Raw genomic sequence first — 19,849 nt, forward strand, 5'->3', positions numbered from 1 at the left:
ATCAAAAATAAAAAAATACCTGACTTCTTCTTGATTAGGAGAAGTCAGGTACTCTTTCACATCACTTTATATAAATAAATATGCCAATTGCTATTTTTTGATTCAAAGTCCTTCATAAAGGTGAGATTAGTTTCTGCTGCATTATTTATCGGAACGGCTGAGAGAACATATTGGCCACCCATCTCTTTCAACGCCTCAACATTTAGTTGTAAATGATTGATTTCTTTATTAGATCGCTTTGAGTATTGATAATTCTTGCCCAGTTCATCGACGAAAATATAGCATCTCCCGCCCCAGTCATCATAATAAGTTCTCAGTGCTTTATTTTTATCAAGCTCTGGCTCTATTATTTTCCTAAATTGAAGCTTGTAATCTAGTGGATAAATATTGCTGTAGGAATCAAGGGTATACAAGCCATTGTATTGTGCTATATTCGGATGAATACCGATGCTCACTACTCTATATTGGTCAAGCGGTTTTCCAATGTATTTCTTTATGTCAGTAAACTGATCTGTAGCAAAGTACGCTTTATAGCTTGGTTGATTTTTGTACATGATTTGTTCATTTGTTGGTACTAAAACAAGTAATTGACCAATAATCAGTACATAGACTAACTTTCGTCCCATGTTACGGTTCTTCCATAACATTTTTAAGGTAAGAGCAAATAAAACATATATAATCATTGGGCGCAGATAATGGAAGCGCGCAAAATTGAAGCTTGTTAAAATACCAAACTTCTCTTTTAATGGCTGCCAGCCTTCAAAAAACCAAAAAGCATACCATGTGGATAAGACAATATTCAATAGGTGAAGACCTATGTAAAGTTTATTTTCTCGCCACTGTTTTTTCAAAAGAACAAAAAGTAATCCAATTATAGTCACCGGTAAAATAATATATTGATGAATGGTACGATCTTGATTATGACTGATGACATAATTTTTTCCTACAAGCTTTAAGGTTTGGACAAAATCCAACTTTGATTGGTAAAATACATCTCTGTTCGTTAATTCATCGGATATCGGGGCAATCATCGAAGCAACAAGGCGATAATCGATTGCCAAATAAACCATTGTCATATACAAAATAGCAAAAAATAAAGCCCAGTTGCTTTTTTTATTCCGCACGAAGTCATATAGCCAGAACAACCCCAGAGCAGCTAGGAAATAGAAAAAGCCGATCACAAAGGTGGAAAAGAAAGGAAGCAGCGTTAAAACGGCTAAATCTTTCCAGCTTCTTTCACCCTTATAAATATTCAGCATACTCCATAAAGCAAGAGGCATTCCAAGAATACTAAGCATTCCTGACGGCCAATAGGGTGTTAAGCTAAAGGCAAGCGCCACACCAATAGTTAAGATATAAGCTTTATTATGCTCTTCTTTCATCACATATTTTTTTAATAATAAATCCATGCCAATAAAAGCAACAAAATGTGTTATTGCTTGACAAAGGCCATAGGCAATGACTGGTGGCAAGAATTGAAATAGAAACACCATTGCATAATACTCTGAATAATAGGTGTCTCGTGAAAATTCCCCATTCATAATTTGTTCCACTGGTGTATGTAATGGCGAGAAGGCAATTCCGTTATCCTTCATCACCTCATACCAGCCTAAATTAGAATCTAGATTATCATGTACACGCATATGTGCATCTTCATTTAACACAAAATAAGGAAGTACCCATACGAAAATAATGGCAATTGCTATATAAAAAAACTTTCTTTCTCTTTTTAGATAATTCATTTGACGCTCCTAGAATTTTGTTGATATCTTTTTGGAAAAACAAAATATTTTTGTCCAGCATAATTTAACAAAGTATAGAAGCCACTTCCAAACAAAACGGCGATTTCATCGGTATAGGAAGCGAAAATGTTCCATTCACCAAGCAGCATTTCAACCAGCACTAATCCTGCTTTATATGCCAGCAGATAAGAGGCTAAAATTACGGCAATAAAGCGAAGTCCACTGCTTCCTAGAGCGGCATTGCTTTTGAATGTAAATCGCTTATTTAAAAAGTAGCTCACACATGCTCCTACTGCATTTCCTATAAAAGTTGCGGCCCAATAATCGAAATGAAAGGCGGTCAAGCATAAATAAATCATCGTTAAACCAATAAAAGTATTCATAAGACCAACTACTAAAAATATAAGAAATGATTTATCCTTCATCAAGATTGTACCTTTGATCTTTTTTCTATTTTTTTGCATAGATTGCTTTCAATAATATAACGTGGACGCTGCTTCACTTCTTCATAAATTTTTCCTATGTACTCACCAATTAAACCGATGCTCATTAGCATTAATCCACCAAGCAGCCAAACAGAAATCATTATAGAAGTCCATCCCGATTCTGTATGTCCCATAAATTTTTGAACAATGGCATATACACCAGCAAATACGCTAATAACAGAAAATAAGAAACCTAGTATGGTAATAAGTCGGATTGGCTTGACACTAAAAGAAGTGATTCCATCTAAAGCAAAAGCAATCATCTTACGGAACGGATATTTGGATTCTCCTGCCGCTCGTTCCTTTCGCTCATAATAAACCTTTGTTGATTTAAAGCCTAGTAAAGGGACAATCCCTCTTAAAAATAAGTTAGACTCTTTAAAGCGCAGCATTTCCTCAATCGCTCTTTTACTTAATAATCGGTAGTCAGCATGGTTATAAACAAGGGATAATCCCATTTTCTCCATTAAACGATAAAAGCCTTGGGCAGTATTTCTTTTGAAAAAAGTATCTGTTTCTCTCTTACTTCTTACCCCATAAACTATCTCATTGCCTTTTAAATACTCTATGATGAAATCTCTGATTACACCCGTGTCATCTTGAAGGTCAGCGTCAATGCTTATTACACAATCTGAAAACTTCACAGCCTCTTCCAAACCAGCTAATAGTGCCCGCTGATGGCCAAAATTTCTTGATAGCTTAATTCCACTAACTAAAGGATCAAACAAAGTTGCATTTTCTATTTTCTCCCATGTCGCATCTTTACTGCCATCATCAATAAACAATAATTGGCTTTGTTCACTGATTAAATTTTCTTCCATTAAATCGCGCAAAACAGTACGTAGATTCCCCATTGTCTGCTCAAATACCTCTTCCTCATTGAAACATGGTACCGCAATGGTTAATATTGTTTTTTGCATTTGTACTACCTCTTTTCTTTCCGTTTATTGCTCAAAATAAAATATCCCTTTTAAATTATCCCACTTAAGTAAGACGAACAAACTGTAGAATAGTTTCATAAATTGGAAAAAATTATATGAAAAATATGTAAAAAATAGTGAATAGCTAGTGATAACGGATACATTTTCCTGAACTCCCAATAAAAAAGGCCAAATTCTAGGATAGATTAGCACATACTAATCCATCCAGAATTTGGCTTCATTTATTAAGCATTAATTTTTGAACGAAGATAAGCATTAATAAAGATATCAAGGTCACCATCCATAACAGATTGTGTATTCCCGACCTCTGTATTTGTGCGGTGATCTTTCACCATGGAATATGGATGGAAAACATAAGATCGGATTTGGCTGCCCCAACCGATTTCTTTTTGTTCCCCACGGATTTCCGCAAGCTTCTCTTCTTGCTCTTCAATTTTACGTTGATACAATTTCGCTTTTAACATCTTCATGGCTGTTTCTCTGTTTTTTATTTGGGAACGTTCTGTTTGACAGGAAACAACAACCCCTGTAGGAATATGTGTAATACGTACAGCAGAGTCCGTGGTGTTAATATGCTGACCACCCGCTCCACTTGCACGGTACGTATCAATTTTTAAATCTTCTGTGCGCACTTCGATTTCGATTTCATCATTAAACTCAGGCATTACATCACAAGAAACAAAGCTTGTATGTCTGCGTCCAGATGAATCAAATGGGGAAATACGAACTAAACGGTGCACCCCTTTTTCTGCTTTTAAGTACCCATAAGCATTATGGCCTTTAATTGCCAATGTTACACTTTTAATCCCAGCTTCATCCCCTGGCAAATAGTCCAAAGTTTCCACCTTGAAGCCTTTTTTCTCTGCATATCTTGTATACATACGTAATAGCATGCTGCCCCAGTCTTGAGACTCTGTTCCACCAGCTCCTGGATGAAGTTCCAAGATGGCATTGTTTTTATCATATGGTCCACTTAATAATAAATTTAATTCGAACTGGCTTAAACGACCAACTAATTCTGTAAGCTCCTCTTCTAACTCCGCACGAAGTTCAGCATCGTCTTCTTCTTTAACCAATTCATATGTTAACTCAAGATTTTCAAAAGTTTCCACTAATTTATAGAACTCATGAACTTGATCTTTTAATGCATTGCTTTCTGATATGACGGTCTGAGCAGCCTGCTGATCATTCCAGAAATCAGGATGAAGCATATCATCTTCTAACATAGCAATACGTGCCTCTTTGTTTTCTAAGTCAAAGAGACCCCCTAAAGTTTTCTAGTGTTACATTTATCTTTTCTAACTCATTACGAATATCTGCTAATTCCATTCATGTCACCCTTTATATAAATTATAGTACTAGGTAGTTTACTACTTCCTTTATGTATTATATGGCTTTTTGCAAAAAAATGCATGTTTTCCTGTTAATTTCATGGTGGATAATGTTTTTACTGGAGGAAAAAGAGAAATAGTTGTGCGTTTTTTTTATATGCTTGCGGCTTCTCCACCTTTACTTGCGACTCCTCCACTTTTGCTTGCGACTCTCCTTTTCCCCCTACAAACTTGCTCCGCAAACCAAAACCAAGAAAAAAAACCTATCCTTCCTTAAAAGGAAAGATAGGCTGCTCACGAAATTCTTTTATAAATTTGCTCCATGGCAATTTTTATATTTCTTGCCGCTTCCACAGAAGCATGGTGCGTTACGTCCAATATCTAGTTGTTTTACTGCTGGCTTTTTCTTTGGTTTCTTGTCGCCGCCTTCTTCTTTCGGGTTTACTGCTTGGCCTTTTGCCACTTCTTCCCTTTCCAGATTATTGCGGATTTCTGCTTTCATGATATATTTAGCGACATCTTCTTCAATGGCAATAACCATTGCTTCAAACATAGCAAAACCTTCTGATTGATATTCACGAAGCGGGTCGATTTGTCCATATGCACGAAGGTGAATACCTTGGCGTAACTGATCCATTTGGTCAATATGGTCAATCCACTTGCTGTCTACTGCACGAAGCACGATAACTTTTTCAAATTCGCGCATTTGCTCAGGAGAAAGCTTCTCTTCTTTTTCATTATAGCTTTGTAGTACTTTCGCAAAAATGAATTCAACGATTTCATCGCCTTCTTTTCCGCGAAGATCACTTACTTCTACTTCGCCTTCGTTAAGAAGATTTCCACTTACATAATCCACGATCGCTTGTAAATCCCAGCTTTCTCTATCAGCATTATCTGGAGTATGCGCTTGGATATTTCTCTCTAATGATGATTTAATCATATTTTCTACAATAGAGCGCAGATTTTCCGAAGTTAATACCTCGTTACGTTGTGAGTAGATAATCTCACGTTGTTGACGAAGAACATCATCATATTGTAGCAATTGCTTACGTGAGTCAAAGTTATTTCCTTCAACACGTTTTTGGGCAGATTCTACAGCACGAGAGACCATTTTACTTTGAATTGGCTGAGAATCATCCATGCCTAGTCTTGTCATCATATTTTTCATATTATCGGAACCAAAACGGCGCATCAATTCATCTTCCATCGAAAGATAGAATTGTGTAACCCCTGGATCTCCTTGACGACCAGAACGACCACGAAGCTGATTATCAATACGTCTACTTTCATGACGCTCTGTACCGATAACGGCTAATCCGCCTAATTCTTTTACACCTTCACCAAGTTTAATATCCGTACCACGACCTGCCATGTTCGTTGCGATTGTGACGGAACCTTGTTCTCCGGCAGTTGCAATGATTTCCGCTTCTCTTTCATGGTTTTTCGCGTTCAAGACATTATGTGGAATGCCCTTTTTCGTCAAATATTTAGAAATAATTTCAGATGTTTCAATCGCAACTGTACCAACAAGTACTGGTTGGCCTTTTTTGTGGCGCTCCGCAATGTCCTCCACTACCGCTCTAAATTTCCCATCCATAGAAGCATAGATTAAATCTGCGCGGTCATCACGAACGATCTCACGATTTGTTGGAATAACAACAACGTTCATATTATAAATGTTGCGGAATTCTTCTTCTTCTGTTTTCGCTGTACCAGTCATCCCTGCAAGCTTTTCGTACATACGGAAATAGTTTTGGAATGTGATGGTTGCAAGGGTCATACTTTCATTTTGAATCTCTAAGTTTTCCTTTGCTTCAATTGCTTGATGCAAGCCATCGCTGTAGCGGCGACCTTTCATCAGACGACCTGTAAATTGGTCAACAATGACAATTTCGCCATCTTGAACCACATAGTCTACATCCTTATGCATACTTGCATGGGCTTTTAGCGCTTGGGTAATATGATGGTTAATCGCAACATTGGAAACATCAAAGAGGTTTTCAATTTGGAATACACGCTCTGCTTTGGACATTCCTTCTTCTGTTAATTGAACACCCTTTGTTTTTTCATCATACGTATAATCTTTTTCTGGTTTTAAGCTGCTGACAAAAATGTTGGCACGAACATAAAGCTGTGTTGATTTTTGCGCGGAACCGGAAATGATCAGCGGTGTACGTGCTTCATCAATTAAAATAGAATCGACTTCATCGATTACAGCATAATACAATGGTTTTTGTACCTTCTGCTCATTATAAAGAACCATGTTATCACGCAAATAGTCAAAACCAAACTCATTATTTGTTCCGTAAGTAATATCTGCATTATAAGCAGCTTGCTTATCTTCTCTTGAAAGGCCATTTAAGTTAAGCCCCACTGTTAAGCCAAGAAAATTATACAATTGTCCCATTTCTGCCGCATCACGAGTAGCAAGATATTCGTTGACTGTAACAACATGGACCCCTTTACCAGAGAGAGCATTTAAATATACAGGCATTGTCGCTGTTAACGTTTTACCTTCCCCCGTTTTCATCTCTGAAATATTACCTTCATGAAGGGATGCTCCCCCCATTAACTGGACTGGGTATGGATAAAGTCCAAGCACACGCTTTGCTGCTTCTCGAACAACTGCAAATGCTTCTACCAATAAGTCGTCTAATGTTTCACCTTTTTGGAATCGCGCCTTGAATTCTTCTGTTTTTCCCTTTAATTGCTCATCCGATAATGCTGCTGTTTCATCTGCAAGCAATTCAATCTTATCCGCAATTTTAGTTAATTTTTTAATATCGCGTTTGTTTTGATCAAATACTTTATTTAAAATTCCAAGCATTAAAAAACGCTCCTTTTTCTATTATAATGAGAAATCGCAAGTTATTGGGAAGATTATCTTTTTATCATTAAAAACAGATGAAAAATATTTGTCTTCTTTGTTAACTTATCCTGTGATTTCATCCTTTAAAATCCATTTTTTGATTATTTATCTATAAGACTGACGTAATACTATATATTATAGAAGAAAAATGATCGCTAAATACCCATTTTTCTTTAAAATGAAACTAGTATCATCTATACATCTTACCATTTCCACAATAGCGTGACAACTTATACCTAGTAAAACAAAGCACTCTATCAAGCAAACGGACACAAAACAAATAAAACGAGAGGCATGAATATTATTCTGCACTCTCGTTTTATTTGTTTTGGCTATCGCCAATTCACTAACACTCTTTTAATCGACCTATTCGATTTTTATCGCTTTTTCCTGTGCTTCAATACATAATGCCGCAGCAGTAAAGGCATGTTCCTGTGTCATCGCATTTTCTGTGCCATTTATGCAATCTAAAATAAATTGACCGAAAAATGGATAGCCTACTTTACCGCTTAATTGATAGTATTTTTCTCCTTCTCCATTTACCAAAAATAAATGGTTACCCTCCTTGCTGCGTGCTATATCAATATACTTTCGGACTTCAATATAGCCTTCTGTCCCAATAATTGTCACACGGCCATCTCCCCAAGTTCCCAGCCCATCCGGAGTAAACCAATCGACACGGAAATAAAAGGTAGCGCCATTATCTGCCACCAAGGTTGCATCCCCATAATCCTGAAATTCTGGGTATTGCTTATAGTGATAGTTAGCAACCGTACTATGGAGGACTTTCGCACTTTTCGCATTTGCATAATGTAAAAATTGCTCGATTTGATGACTGCCAATATCCGTTAAAATTCCGCCATATTGCTCTGGATCAAAGAACCAGTCAGGTCGGCTATTGACATTAGCACGATGTGGCCCTGTGCCCATTACAGAAATAACCCGGCCAATCGCTCCTTCTTCTATTAATTGACCAGCAAATATGGCACTTTCTACATGTAATCGTTCACTATAATAAATCCCCCATCTTAGACCTGTCTCTGCTACCTTTTGCTTTGCTTGCTCGACTTGTGCCATTGTAGTAAAAGCAGGTTTATCCACAAAATAGTGTTTCCCAGCATCTAATACTCTTAACCCTAGTGGGCCACGCTGGACTGGAATATTCGCACTTGCTACAAGCTGAATCGTTTTATCTTGGAGGATTTCCTCTTCTGAAGCTGCTGCCCTTGCTTGTGGATAGGTTTGGATAAATTTTTGCACTTTTTCAGCATATAGTGATAGGTAAACCTTTGAGGCTATCTCCAGCTTTTCCCCCACTTCACACCGTGCATGAGACTTTCACCTCACACGGCGTTCCATTGAAAATTCCAAAAGAATCGTGTGTTATTTATTATGTATCTAGCATTCTTGGAAATTTCCAACTAGAGCCTATCCCTCCCCCATTTATTATCATGGTTTCATAGGTACTGTGACTCCACTCTCACGAAAGGTTAATCTGTTTTAATAGGTTATGTTATTCCCTTTATATACAGAACTGCTTCATAAGCAGGTTAATGCCTCCACATCCTTCCGCTTTCCACGTTCCAATTTCTCTATCCTTCCCATATATCCTTAGGTCTCTCCTATGGTCCTGTATGTATAACTTGCCTGTAACAAGCTATGGGCTTTCATAATCCAGATTCTTACTTACCCACCCATACGATCGCAATTTTGCCACCTGCTGCATTTCTACAGCATTTATGTCTAGAACCGTACATTCGGAGATTTGTCAGTATATCCCTATTCATTCTAACCATAGATACTTTATGGACTCCCGGCATATAGGATACACCATCTACCGCTAGACAGCTTTCGTGATTGACAAGGAAAGCCCCTTATCAACTTACGGTATCTCTCTGCCGACTTCACCGAGCTTCATACCAATCTATTTAACCATAGAAATGGCATGTCGGAGTATTAGAGTAGGCGTTTCAGAGCGTTACCTCTTCATTCCACCTATCGAGAAATCAGTTCTCCTAAGGTGATTAAAGAACCTTAGTGTCTAACCTTTTCCGTTAGAAACGTGTCGCACCTGGATCATAAACAGCTACTAACGTGCCGCCTGCTTCTATTAATCCATTACACATCCCATAGATATGCCCATGGTCTAAGCCAATCGCAGCAAACAGAAATTCCCCTTCTTCGACTACCTTATTTACTTGACCTTTCGGCGCATAATTCATTCCATCATTTTTATTCACATTTTTCTCCTCCTTCATATTACTCATATTTACCGCCTACCGTAATATCATTATCTTCAAAATTTTCAACGGCTGTTTTCTTTTCGTAAAAATGAATTGCATTTGTCTGTGTACCTTCTCTTGTGTAGAATAAATTATCTTTTGTTAATGGCAGCTTAATGGTTTTCCCTGTACTCGCAGATTCATAGATTGCTGAAATAAGCTCAAGTGTTTGTCTGCCTTGTTCTCCATCTACTAGCACTGCTGTTCCTTGTTCCAACGCTGTTAACACATCATCGATTTGACCAGGGTGCCCTTCATATGGAATATCATCTAGCTGCTCATAATAGCGCTGAATTTTTTCTTCCAGTTCTGTATCCGCTACTGGAAAGCCATTTCCCTTTGATTTAGACGCTTTTACTTTCCATGGTACGGAGACTCTAGCATTTTTACCCTGAAAGATTAACTGCTGTTCTTCTCCATGATGGATAACAGAGCTTGTTATTTGTGCAAGGCTGCCATCATCATAACGGCAAATAGCAACAGAAATATCCTCTACTTCCGCATTATCATGAGAGGCATTACTCATCACAGCAGTTACCTCTGAAGGCATTCCATTCATCCATTTAAAAATATCAATATGATGGACTGCATGATTTAAGGTACAACCACCACCCTCTTTTTCCCAAGTACCTCGCCACCATAAATCATAATAGCTATGCCCGCGCCACCAAAAGGAATCAACCTGTGTATGGACAATTGGTCCCATCATTTTCGTATCAAGTACGCTCTTTAACTTCATCATTGGACTTTGAAAACGATTTTGCGAAATAACGGACAATAACTTGTCATTTCTTTCTGCCGCTGCATTCATGGCATCACACTCTTCTAAAGAAGAAGCCATTGGTTTTTCCACCAATACATTTTTTCCAGCATCAAGAAAATCAATGGCAATTTTTGCATGAGTATAAGGCGGCGTACACACCGAAACTAAATCAATGTCTGTTCGCTCCAGCATCATTTGATAGTCTTCGTACACGGTTGCATTCAAATGGAATTCTTCGGCCTGTTTTTTTGCCTTTTCAGGATACAAATCACATAAGGCAACAATCCTACAGCGCTCAGGAAATTGTTGATATGCTTCAATATGAGCAGATGAAATAGCTCCTGAACCGATAATAGCTACATTTAGCACAAAACCCTCTCCTTTTCCTTAATCTATTTATTCTTGTTAAAAGAGATTTAGAATTGTTAATCTCCTCGAAATACCTTCTTAACGTTTCATATAAGTCTAGCAGTCTTCTTTGTTTGAAATGCTTCTAAGTAATTCTATGCGACTATTTCACATAAATATTTTTTTCGGAATCAGCGAATTACCATTTTATTTTTTACCAAGCCGTCTTTGGGTAAAGCTGGAAATCCATAAACTTATAAAAGCAAATAACAATAAGGGAAACATTAATGTTAATGCTAGTGAATTAAGCATTGGCTGCGGCTGGGAACCTGCTCCTTGAAGGACACTAAATACCATGACACTTAATGTCTGTGTCTTCGGTCCGGAGATTAATAGGATAATGGTAAATGTGCTAAACATACGAATGAAAATATTAATGGCAGAAGCCGTTAACCCAGGGACTAATTGCGGGATAACAATTCTACTAAATAATTTAAATTTAGTTGCACCTAAGGATTCAGCAGCCCATTCCAATCTTGGATCCAGCGACTCCATAAATGGAAGCAAAATGAAAACAGAAAACGGAATACCGACAATTAAGTTAACTAATATTAAGCCAGGAATTGTTTCCGCTAGACCTGTTGAATAAAAAATGGAAGCAACAGGTATAGCATAAACAAGTTCTGGTAAGGTAAAAGGCATCTGAAAGAAACTAATCAAGCCTTCTTTAAAAGGAAATGACTTACGCCCCAATACATATGCAGTTGGAATACTTAGCAACAATGATATAATGGTCGCAGTTACAACAATTTGTAAGGTTATTTTATAAAAATGCCCTATTTCATAAACCTGCCAAGCCTGAACAAACCAGTCCACTGTGTACCCCGCTGGAAGGAAAGTACCATACCATTCTGTTCCAAAGGCAGTTAATAATACCGCGATCGTCATCCCAATAATGGAGGTAATACATACTATTATTAAAAGCCATGTTAGAAATTTATAGAGTAGTTTGAGTAATCCTGCCACTTTACTGTTCTTAGGTACACTTGCTTCCGTAGGATTGTTTATACCACCCTTTATGGTATTCTCCACAATTCTCACTACATCTCACCTCTTTGTTATTTAAATGTACTTGCTGAACCGACGAATCCTCGTTTACGTAATGCAAACACAATTGCCAGGATTACTAATTGCGTAATTGCCATTACTACAGCAACTGTATTAGCCATACTGTAGTTAAAGTTTCGCATCGCCTCTTCGAAAGCAACTACAGCAAATGTCCGGGTTGCCGATGCAGGGTTACCTACAATCACGGCAGAGGTATACACACCAATCTGCATAATAATATTTAAAGCAAATACTCTTAAAACCCCACCACGAATAAGTGGATAAAATACTCGTCTAAATGTAACCCATTCGCTGGCACCAAGCGATCTGGAAGCCTTTTCTAAATTTGGGTCAATGGAATCCATCATCCCGATGAAATTAGTAGCAAGGAATGCCACACCCAAAATAACACAAGCAATAAATGCACCAGTATAGTTATAGACAAGTCTGACTGGCTCATCAATAAGGCCAATTTGTAAAAGAATCGTGTTGAACCAGCCTGTTGGCTTGAAAAATGAAATAATCGCCATATCAATAATTAAGGAACCTAATGTAAGGGGGAAAATAATTAATCCGGCAATTATTCCTTTGCCCTTCATCTTTCCTCTTATATAATAGGTAATCGCGAAAGCAATAAATAGCTCTAGAAATGCTGCTGGAATCACTAAAGCAAGCGTTCGAAAAATAGTTTGATAATAATCTGGATTTGTAAAAAACTCAATATAGTTACCCATCGTGAAATGAGAGGTTCCATTTTCTTGGAACGTCATCATAATCCCTCTTATTAAGGGATAAACAAATATCAAAAGTACTGGAAGCAGACTCGGCAGAAGCATTAAATAATCACTTTTTTTCGGTTTTGCCTGATGATTCATATTTTCACCCCTCATCCAAAATAATAATCTTAGCGGGATTCAAATATAGCTTTACTTTTTGGTGGGCCTTATAAGGATCCAGCCCTAAAACACTGGTCTTCAAAATAGAACCATCTTTGGTTTTAATTTCATAGCCAGTAGTGCTTCCAACATAATCCCCAACCAATATCTCCCCTTCTATTACATTGGCTCCGATTCGATCATTTGAGACAATTTCAATCATTTCTGGCTTAATTGTTAGAAGTACACTATCCCCTACCTGATGGCGACCATCCCCTTTTATTTCCAAACGAAGCTTTGCATCTGATTCAAAAATAAAGTGATCATTATTTTTACTGACAATTTTTCCTTTAATAAAGTTAGCGTAGCCTAAGAAATTGGCAACAAAGTGATTTTTAGGCTTTCCGAAAATTTCCTTTGGAGTGCCTAGCTGTTGAATTTCCCCTTTAGACATTACTGCTATTTTGGTGGAAAGCGACAATGCTTCTTCTTGATCATGTGTTACATAAATGGTGGTGATCGCTAGTTCATCATGAATTTTTTTAATTTGAATTCGCATATCTTTACGAAGCTTTGCATCCAAATTACTTAATGGTTCATCTAATAATAGAACCTTTGGGCGAATAACTAGTGCTCTTGCAAGGGCAACACGCTGCTGCTGTCCTCCACTTAACTCTTTAATAAATCTATTTTCCAGTCCATTTAGCTGAACCATCTCCACTGCTTCTTGTACTCTGCGCTTTTTTTCCTTTTTTTCTACTTTGCGCATATCTAAACCAAATGCGATGTTTTGAGAAACAGTCATATGAGGAAATAAAGCGTAGTTCTGAAAAACCATGCCAATATCTCGCCTATTCATAGCAATATGATTAATCGGAGAGCCATTAAATAGAATATCTCCTGAAGTCGGCTCAAGGGTTCCTAATACCATCGATAAAATAGTTGTTTTCCCACAGCCGCTCGGTCCAAGGAATGTCATAAATTCGCCGCTTTCAATGGTCAAATTCGCATTATTCACAGCTGTTGATTCACCAAATTGTTTTGTTAAATTCTTGATTTCAACCTTTGTACTTGTCGTATTCTTGATTGCTTTAGATGCTGCCGACTCCGTATTTGCCAATACTGATTGTTCCATACTAATTCTCCTCCTTCTCTCCCTAGTCTCTAGCAAACAAGAGACTAGGGAAAATACTTCCTATTTGAGTGCTTGAATTTTTTCTTCCCAAAGACCGTATAATTCATTGGTCTCTTCTAAGTCTGGGAATAGTATCCATTCTCCGTCTGGAACTTTCATTTTGTCACCTTCTTTAAACTCTGGCATTACGGACTCCACTAGAGTTTCATATGATTTTTGATATTTAGGTTCTAGCATATCAGGTGTTGCTAGACTATTTGCTGGAAGGAAGCCTCGAACATATCCTTGTGCTTGTATTTCCTTCGAAGTAGCAAACTTTAGAAACTCGAGCGCAGCATTTTTACGATCTTCTGGTAAATCTTTTACCATTACATAAAATTGAGAATCGATAACTTGTTTGGCATCCTCCAATTTCACAGCTTCAATATGCGGCGGGATTGTTTTAATCGCTTTATTATCCGCATACCAGAATGGGATGTGCGGTACAATATCTACTGCTCCCTCATAAAGAAGATCAAAGGAGTCAGATGTTTTTGCTGGGTAGTATTCAATCGTTTCTCCAATTTCTTCTAAATAATCCCACGTTTTATCTAATGAGCTTGGATTATTTAAATCTTCTCCCATTGCTTGAATAAGACCAAAGAAGAATCCTCGTGCTGGACCACTAGATGGAACTGCAGGGTATGTAAATTTTCCTGGATTTTCTTTAATCCACTTTCTTAATTCTTCATATGTTTTCGGTGGGTTTTTAACTGTTTTTGTGTTATACATCAAGATAGGACCACCAGAACCAGTTGTAACTGGTGCACCATAGCCTTCGAATTTATCAATATACTCCTGACCAATTTCATTCCATTCTGCAGAATGAGTCTCTTCTGAGTATTCGGGTAATATCTTTTCCCATAAGCCTTCTTTAATGCCAAGTGGAAGACCATCTAAACCAGTCACCACTAGATCAATGGTTCCATTTTTACCTTGGGTTTTTATTTTGTTGATTACTTCTTGGGGTGTACCTCGACCATATTCCACGTTGTATTTTCCATCTGTTGCTTCTTCAAACATCGGTATAACAATATCCTTATAGTATTCATCTCCACCAGCGGCCGAATAAATCGTAAGCGTTATTTTACCATTTTTTCCTCCAGAACTTTTTTCAGCTCCTCCGCATGCAGATAGTAATAAACTAATTGTCATGATTATTGTTAAAAAAAGCCATCTATGCTTTTTCAAAATAATCCCCCCAATTCTCCTGTATTATTAATGCTCGCAAATAAAAATGCAGAATTGTTACTGGACTAAGATGTATTTTGTTTCCCCTTCTAAGAATCACCCCCTTTAAGTAACCTCGGCATCGTATAACGCTAAAATAATTGCAAACGATTACAATTATACAATTCAAGATATTCGTTCTATATCCTTCTTTTACTCAAGAAGAATATACTAGTATGGCAGTTTGAAGTTTAATTATTATTTATCGTAAGATTTATGCTTAAAGTTTACGATTCTATTTTGAAAGATCTTTGCGCTGTGTAAACAATGGGAGAAATGATTTGTTTTAAAACTACTGTTAAATGAATCTGTTTTATTCAAAAAGGGTGGTTTTTTGGATGCTTTAGCTTTCACGATTTAACTTCCTCTATTAAACATGATCAATCAGTGGAGTTGTTGCCCCCCACTAATTGAAAGGTGACCAAATTGGTCTTTAAGCGCAGCTGTTCCTCCACCTTTGTTTTCTTTAGGTGTAAAAGTCGATTTTGCGGGGAAGAGTGGTACTAATTAATAGATCATTCTATTTTTTTCGTCGGCAATTCCTGATTTTCTATAAAAATACGTATTAATGCGATCACACCATTCTTTTGCATTTTCTAACTGCAGCTGTAAACGTTCTTGCACATTTTTAAAAATCCAATCCTCTACTTTTCCTTCTAATTCATGCCATTTCTTAATAAACATCACCACTTCTTCTACCCCTTGAAAATGGGTATTATAAATATGCTGAATGACCGTCTCTCCAGAATTAAGTTTATGTAAGTATGGGACATGGTGGAAAAATAGCAGAAGCTCATCTGGACAATCTTCTAAAGAATTGTATCGTTGTGCATTTGGTCCAAAATATTGCCCTGCGTAGCCAGTTCCCGTTTCCATTGTACGATCTACCCCAATTCCATCACGATCTGCAAAGTGATAGGTACCCCATTTGGAATATTCGTATCCGTCTACATTCGGACCATAATGATGATCTGGATTAACCATCCAGCCAACACCAAGGGGGGCAGTATAATTTTCATATGTGTTCCATGATGAAAGTAAAATCTCTTTAACAACACTTGCAACTTTTGGATTTTCCCCAAATGTTAATTGAATCCATTCATTAGTGATTGTTTCTGTCGTTAAGTCAGGATTCCATGTTAATCTGCCAAAGCCATAGAGATTTGCCTGTGCTAAAGTATTTCCAGTCCAATTTATATCATTGCCAATATTGGAGACAGCAGCAATGCCACTATGGCTATAGTTATAAAGTGTGCCAGCTACGATTGATTTAACGGTCGATCCTTCTCCATCCGAATAGGTATCAAAATCTAACACCTCTTTCCATTGTGGTACTAAATAGCAAACATCCTTCTGTTGACCGGTATATTCCTGTGCAATTTGAAATTCCACAACTTGATTTGTTTCCTTCATAGCACCTATTAGTGGAGAGATTGGTTCCCGCACTTGAAAATCCATGGGTCCGTTTTTAATTTGTAAAATGACATTATCAAGAAACTGCCCATCAAGCGGCTTAAAATGATCATACGCAGCTCTGGCACGATCTGTTTTTCTATCACGCCAATCCTGTAAGCAATTATAGACAAAACAACGCCATACTACTTTTCCATTAAAAGGCTGTAATGCTCGTGCTAAAACATTCGCCCCCTCAACATGGCCTCTTCCATAACTGAATGGTCCCGGTCTGCCCTCTGAATCTGCCTTCACCACAAAACCGCCGAAATCAGGGATATAGCGATAAATTTCTTCTGCCTTTCTCGCCCACCACTTTTCTACCTCTTTATCAAGTGGATCAGCAGTCGCCAGGTTTCCTAACTCTATTGGACTGGCAAAGTTTATACTTAAATAGGTAGTTATTCCATAAGACCTTAAAATATTTGCTACCTCTTTTACTTTAGGTAAAAACTCCTTTGTAAGCAATTTCGTTTCTACCTTCCATACATTAACATTATTAATAGAAATAGCATTGACACCTACAGATGATAAAAGACGAGCATAATCCTTTACCCTTGTTAAATCCTCATTGAAATCGTTATCATTAAAAAAGATTGATTTTCCAGAATAACCACGTTCAATGGATCCGTTCATGTTATCCCATTGCTTCATCATCCTCAACTGATTCTGCGGTGCTTCCTTTATTTCTAAGCCAATTAACGGCTCTTCTTGCTGTAAAATTCTTAAGAAATGAAAAGCTGCATATAATGCGCCTCTATCTGTTTTTCCAATTAATAACATCTGTTTATTATCTTCAGTGGTTTTTAATAAATAGCCTTCCTCATTTAAGTCATCAAATAACGTGGATGAAATTCCGCAATCATTTAAGTTAACGCTTTCATATGTACCTAAAATAATAGAGCTTTTCTTTGAAGTATATGGTTGAAGAGTTGGATTAACGTCTAACATGGATTTAATTGCATTCTGGAGTTCCCTTGCAGCAGAATTAATAATGGGTGTATCTTCTGCTATTCCAATCGTAGAGGCGATATTACTGTATTGATGAGCGTTTTCTATTTTACGATACTGTAGCCAACAATGATAACTATTGGTTACGAATTGTTGATTTTCTTTATCCACCATTTTTTCCATTTACTTAATCCTCCTATAATTAACCAATAAAGATTGATTAAAATTCTGTGAAAAGGTTAGGTTAGATTCTGTTCATTTTAACGAAAATAATCAGGATACGTCTTCTTTAGTTCCTCTTTCTCAAAGTTAACTAAGTTTAAATGTATTCCTATTAGTTTTTCTGCTTCGCTTGCTTTCTTTTCCTTTATAAACTGAAAAATATCTTTATGCTGAGAAACAAGCATATCCCATTCCAGATTGGATTCCACTCGAAGCACACGCAAGCGGTCAAAGTGACTATTCATTTTTCTAATCATCTTCCAAGTTCTCAGCTTGTTACATCCCTCAAATAATAAACGATGGAACTGATCATCCAATTCCAATAATTGATGGTAGGATTGATTTTTTAAGCATAATTCCTGCATGGCAATATTAGATTCCAATTTAAATAACTGCTCTTGTTTAAAAACCTGACAAGCTTCTTTCACAACTGCTTTCTCCATATTTTCCCGGACAAACCTTGCTTCTTCCACAAGCTCTAAATCAATCAAGGAAACAATCGTACCAATTTGCGGATATATCCCCAGCAAATCTTCTTGTGACAGCTTTAAGAAGGCCTCTCTTACAGGCGTACGACTTACATTTAACTCACTTGCGATTTCTTGTTCAGAAATCTTTAGCCCTGGTTTTAACTCTAATTCTGTAATTCTATTTTTTAATGATTCATACACAAAATCTCTGGTAGAGATATTTTCCTTTTTCCAAATCGAAACGATTATACTCACCTTTTCCTCGGTATTCTAATCATACTAGTATGGTAGTTCGTATTTTCATTATAAAAGGACTCCCTTGGAATTTCAATCCTTTTTATTAGACTAATTTTGCATTTCTGACTATTTAAATTTTTATGATATAGGGAAAATAGGCGGTTGCAGTTTGGAATGAAGAATTAAAATTTTTAAAATTATCTCAATTGCATTAAACTATGAACGTTAACAATATCAAAAAACTCCCATATTAATAGGGAGTTTTTCTGCATTTTCATTTAAGCCAAGAATATTGCTCCATACACTAGAGAACCCGCTATCACATAAGCTGGATGAACCTTAACCTTTTCCAATAAAATCAGGCTGACAGCTCCAAGAAATACAGTTTGCAAGATTCCTATTCCATGATAAGAATTCTGGAAAAAACTAATCGTCATCATGGCGAGTAAGACAGCAATCACAGGTCTCACTAAGTTTGTCAGCAAACTTACTTTAGGTGAATCTTTAAAATTCATTAATAGCCGTAATAAGGCAATCATTAATAATAAGGACGGTGCAACCGTTGCAAAAACCCCAATACTCGCACCAATTATTCCACCTTCTTGATATCCAATATAACCTGCCATTTTAGTCGCGATCGGGCCTGGCAGTGCATTTCCCATTGCCAGTATTTCACTAAATTCATTTTCGGTTACCCAGCCATACCGATCGACCACTTCTTTTTCCACTAAAGGGATCGATGCTGGTCCCCCTCCATAGCCAAGAATACCCGGAAGAAAAAATGCCAAAAAAATATGCCAAAAAATCATGATGCCTTCACCTCTTTCACTTCCTCTTTTTGCTTCTTGCTAAGTAGAGAGACGACAATGACAACTCCAATGACAATCGCGGGATGGATTTGGAGAAGGACTAAAAGAATAAGACTTGCGGCCATCAACCCAATCGTCAGCTTCAGACGAAAATGACTATTTACTTTCTTTAGAAAGTCTACTGTCAATACCCCTAGCATTACACCAACCACAGGAACAACAGCCTTTGTCATTCCTAATACCCAAGGCTTATCTTTAAAGGAATTTAAAAAAGTTAATAAAACAATCATTAATAATATCGTCGGAACAACAGATGCAATAATAGCGTTTATCATCCCGAATACGCCCTTTACTTGCCAGCCAATATAACCAGCCATTTTCGTGGCAATTGGTCCTGGCAACGCATTTCCTAATGCCAAAACATCAGAAAACTCATCATCTGTCATCCATTTATATTTATCCACTACTTCGTTTTTTACAAGAGGAATTGAAGAAGGACCACCGCCATATCCTAAAATCCCTACCCGAAAAAAAGCAAGAAATAGATGCCAATGTGTCATA

Annotated in this window: 15 protein-coding genes and 1 pseudogene; all 16 read right to left on the minus strand. The window is 37.2% G+C overall.

Features of this window, described 5'->3' with window-relative positions; translation table 11 throughout:
- Nucleotides 1-56: 56 nt before the first annotated feature.
- The 16 genes and pseudogenes from NST77_RS15800 to NST77_RS15875 all read right to left on the minus strand — a co-directional run bounded on the left by NST77_RS15800 (nucleotide 57) and on the right by NST77_RS15875 (nucleotide 19,848).
- Nucleotides 57-1,742 (minus strand): DUF6044 family protein, encoded by a 1,686-nt coding sequence (locus NST77_RS15800; protein WP_341123184.1) that lies wholly within the window; start codon nucleotides 1,740-1,742, stop codon nucleotides 57-59.
- Nucleotides 1,739-2,167, minus strand: a complete 429-nt coding sequence (locus tag NST77_RS15805) for a GtrA family protein (RefSeq protein ID WP_095330378.1) — start codon at nucleotides 2,165-2,167, stop codon at nucleotides 1,739-1,741. The genes NST77_RS15800 and NST77_RS15805 overlap by 4 nt, the downstream gene beginning before the upstream one ends.
- Nucleotides 2,167-3,147, minus strand: a complete 981-nt coding sequence (locus NST77_RS15810; RefSeq protein WP_095330303.1) for a glycosyltransferase family 2 protein — start codon at nucleotides 3,145-3,147, stop codon at nucleotides 2,167-2,169. The genes NST77_RS15805 and NST77_RS15810 overlap by 1 nt, the downstream gene beginning before the upstream one ends.
- A gap of 245 nt (nucleotides 3,148-3,392) precedes the next feature.
- Nucleotides 3,393-4,497 (minus strand): peptide chain release factor 2 gene (gene prfB, locus NST77_RS15815; protein ID WP_123258225.1). Its coding sequence is split into 2 segments (ribosomal slippage): nucleotides 3,393-4,424 and nucleotides 4,426-4,497, totalling 1,104 coding nucleotides; the frame shifts between segments, so codons are not numbered across the junction.
- Between the two features lie 309 nt (nucleotides 4,498-4,806).
- The gene (gene secA, locus NST77_RS15820; RefSeq protein ID WP_095330302.1) at nucleotides 4,807-7,326 is read right to left on the minus strand and encodes a preprotein translocase subunit SecA; all 2,520 of its coding nucleotides are present in this window, start codon (nucleotides 7,324-7,326) and stop codon (nucleotides 4,807-4,809) included.
- Between the two features lie 408 nt (nucleotides 7,327-7,734).
- On the minus strand, nucleotides 7,735-8,685 hold the full coding sequence (locus NST77_RS15825; protein WP_341123187.1) for a Gfo/Idh/MocA family protein: 951 nt from the start codon (nucleotides 8,683-8,685) through the stop codon (nucleotides 7,735-7,737).
- A 755-nt stretch (nucleotides 8,686-9,440) separates the two neighbouring features.
- Nucleotides 9,441-9,608: pseudogene (locus tag NST77_RS15830) on the minus strand (Gfo/Idh/MocA family protein); the annotation flags it as partial.
- 19 nt (nucleotides 9,609-9,627) lie between these two features.
- Nucleotides 9,628-10,782 (minus strand): Gfo/Idh/MocA family protein, encoded by a 1,155-nt coding sequence (locus NST77_RS15835; protein WP_095330300.1) that lies wholly within the window; start codon nucleotides 10,780-10,782, stop codon nucleotides 9,628-9,630.
- 186 nt (nucleotides 10,783-10,968) lie between these two features.
- A complete protein-coding gene (locus NST77_RS15840) occupies nucleotides 10,969-11,862 on the minus strand; it encodes an ABC transporter permease (protein ID WP_047943901.1) in 894 nt (297 codons plus the stop codon).
- Nucleotides 11,863-11,879: 17 nt separating this feature from the next.
- Nucleotides 11,880-12,743, minus strand: coding sequence for an ABC transporter permease (locus NST77_RS15845; protein ID WP_164463699.1), 864 nt, complete (start codon nucleotides 12,741-12,743; stop codon nucleotides 11,880-11,882).
- Between the two features lie 4 nt (nucleotides 12,744-12,747).
- On the minus strand, nucleotides 12,748-13,878 hold the full coding sequence (locus tag NST77_RS15850) for an ABC transporter ATP-binding protein (RefSeq protein WP_095330297.1): 1,131 nt from the start codon (nucleotides 13,876-13,878) through the stop codon (nucleotides 12,748-12,750).
- A gap of 60 nt (nucleotides 13,879-13,938) precedes the next feature.
- Nucleotides 13,939-15,108 carry an extracellular solute-binding protein gene (locus NST77_RS15855; protein WP_249877895.1) on the minus strand — a complete coding sequence of 390 codons (1,170 nt, stop codon included), beginning with the start codon at nucleotides 15,106-15,108 and terminating at the stop codon, nucleotides 13,939-13,941.
- Nucleotides 15,109-15,654: 546 nt separating this feature from the next.
- Nucleotides 15,655-17,733: an alpha-glucuronidase family glycosyl hydrolase gene (locus NST77_RS15860; protein ID WP_341123190.1), complete on the minus strand. Its 2,079-nt coding sequence runs from the start codon at nucleotides 17,731-17,733 to the stop codon at nucleotides 15,655-15,657.
- Nucleotides 17,734-17,810: 77 nt separating this feature from the next.
- Nucleotides 17,811-18,443 carry a GntR family transcriptional regulator gene (locus NST77_RS15865; protein ID WP_341123191.1) on the minus strand — a complete coding sequence of 211 codons (633 nt, stop codon included), beginning with the start codon at nucleotides 18,441-18,443 and terminating at the stop codon, nucleotides 17,811-17,813.
- A 314-nt stretch (nucleotides 18,444-18,757) separates the two neighbouring features.
- Nucleotides 18,758-19,288 (minus strand): chromate transporter, encoded by a 531-nt coding sequence (locus NST77_RS15870; RefSeq protein ID WP_095330294.1) that lies wholly within the window; start codon nucleotides 19,286-19,288, stop codon nucleotides 18,758-18,760.
- Entirely contained in the window at nucleotides 19,285-19,848 is a 564-nt protein-coding gene (locus tag NST77_RS15875) for a chromate transporter (RefSeq protein WP_163187396.1), read from the minus strand. The genes NST77_RS15870 and NST77_RS15875 overlap by 4 nt, the downstream gene beginning before the upstream one ends.
- Between the last annotated feature and the right edge of the window lies 1 nt (nucleotide 19,849).

It is taken from the genome of Niallia sp. FSL W8-0177, assembly GCF_038006285.1.
GTDB classification, from domain to species: Bacteria; Bacillota; Bacilli; order Bacillales; family Cytobacillaceae; genus Niallia; species Niallia circulans_A.

Coding starts and splice junctions, on each gene's coding strand:
- NST77_RS15805 (WP_095330378.1), bottom strand. CDS start 2,167: ATGAAGGATAAATCATTTCTTATATTTTTAGTAGTTGGTCTTATGAAT.
- NST77_RS15845 (WP_164463699.1), bottom strand. CDS start 12,743: ATGAATCATCAGGCAAAACCGAAAAAAAGTGATTATTTAATGCTTCTG.
- NST77_RS15870 (WP_095330294.1), bottom strand. CDS start 19,288: ATGATTTTTTGGCATATTTTTTTGGCATTTTTTCTTCCGGGTATTCTT.
- NST77_RS15875 (WP_163187396.1), bottom strand. CDS start 19,848: ATGACACATTGGCATCTATTTCTTGCTTTTTTTCGGGTAGGGATTTTA.
- NST77_RS15800 (WP_341123184.1), bottom strand. CDS start 1,742: ATGAATTATCTAAAAAGAGAAAGAAAGTTTTTTTATATAGCAATTGCC.
- NST77_RS15860 (WP_341123190.1), bottom strand. CDS start 17,733: ATGGAAAAAATGGTGGATAAAGAAAATCAACAATTCGTAACCAATAGT.
- NST77_RS15810 (WP_095330303.1), bottom strand. CDS start 3,147: ATGCAAAAAACAATATTAACCATTGCGGTACCATGTTTCAATGAGGAA.
- secA (WP_095330302.1), bottom strand. CDS start 7,326: ATGCTTGGAATTTTAAATAAAGTATTTGATCAAAACAAACGCGATATT.
- NST77_RS15850 (WP_095330297.1), bottom strand. CDS start 13,878: ATGGAACAATCAGTATTGGCAAATACGGAGTCGGCAGCATCTAAAGCA.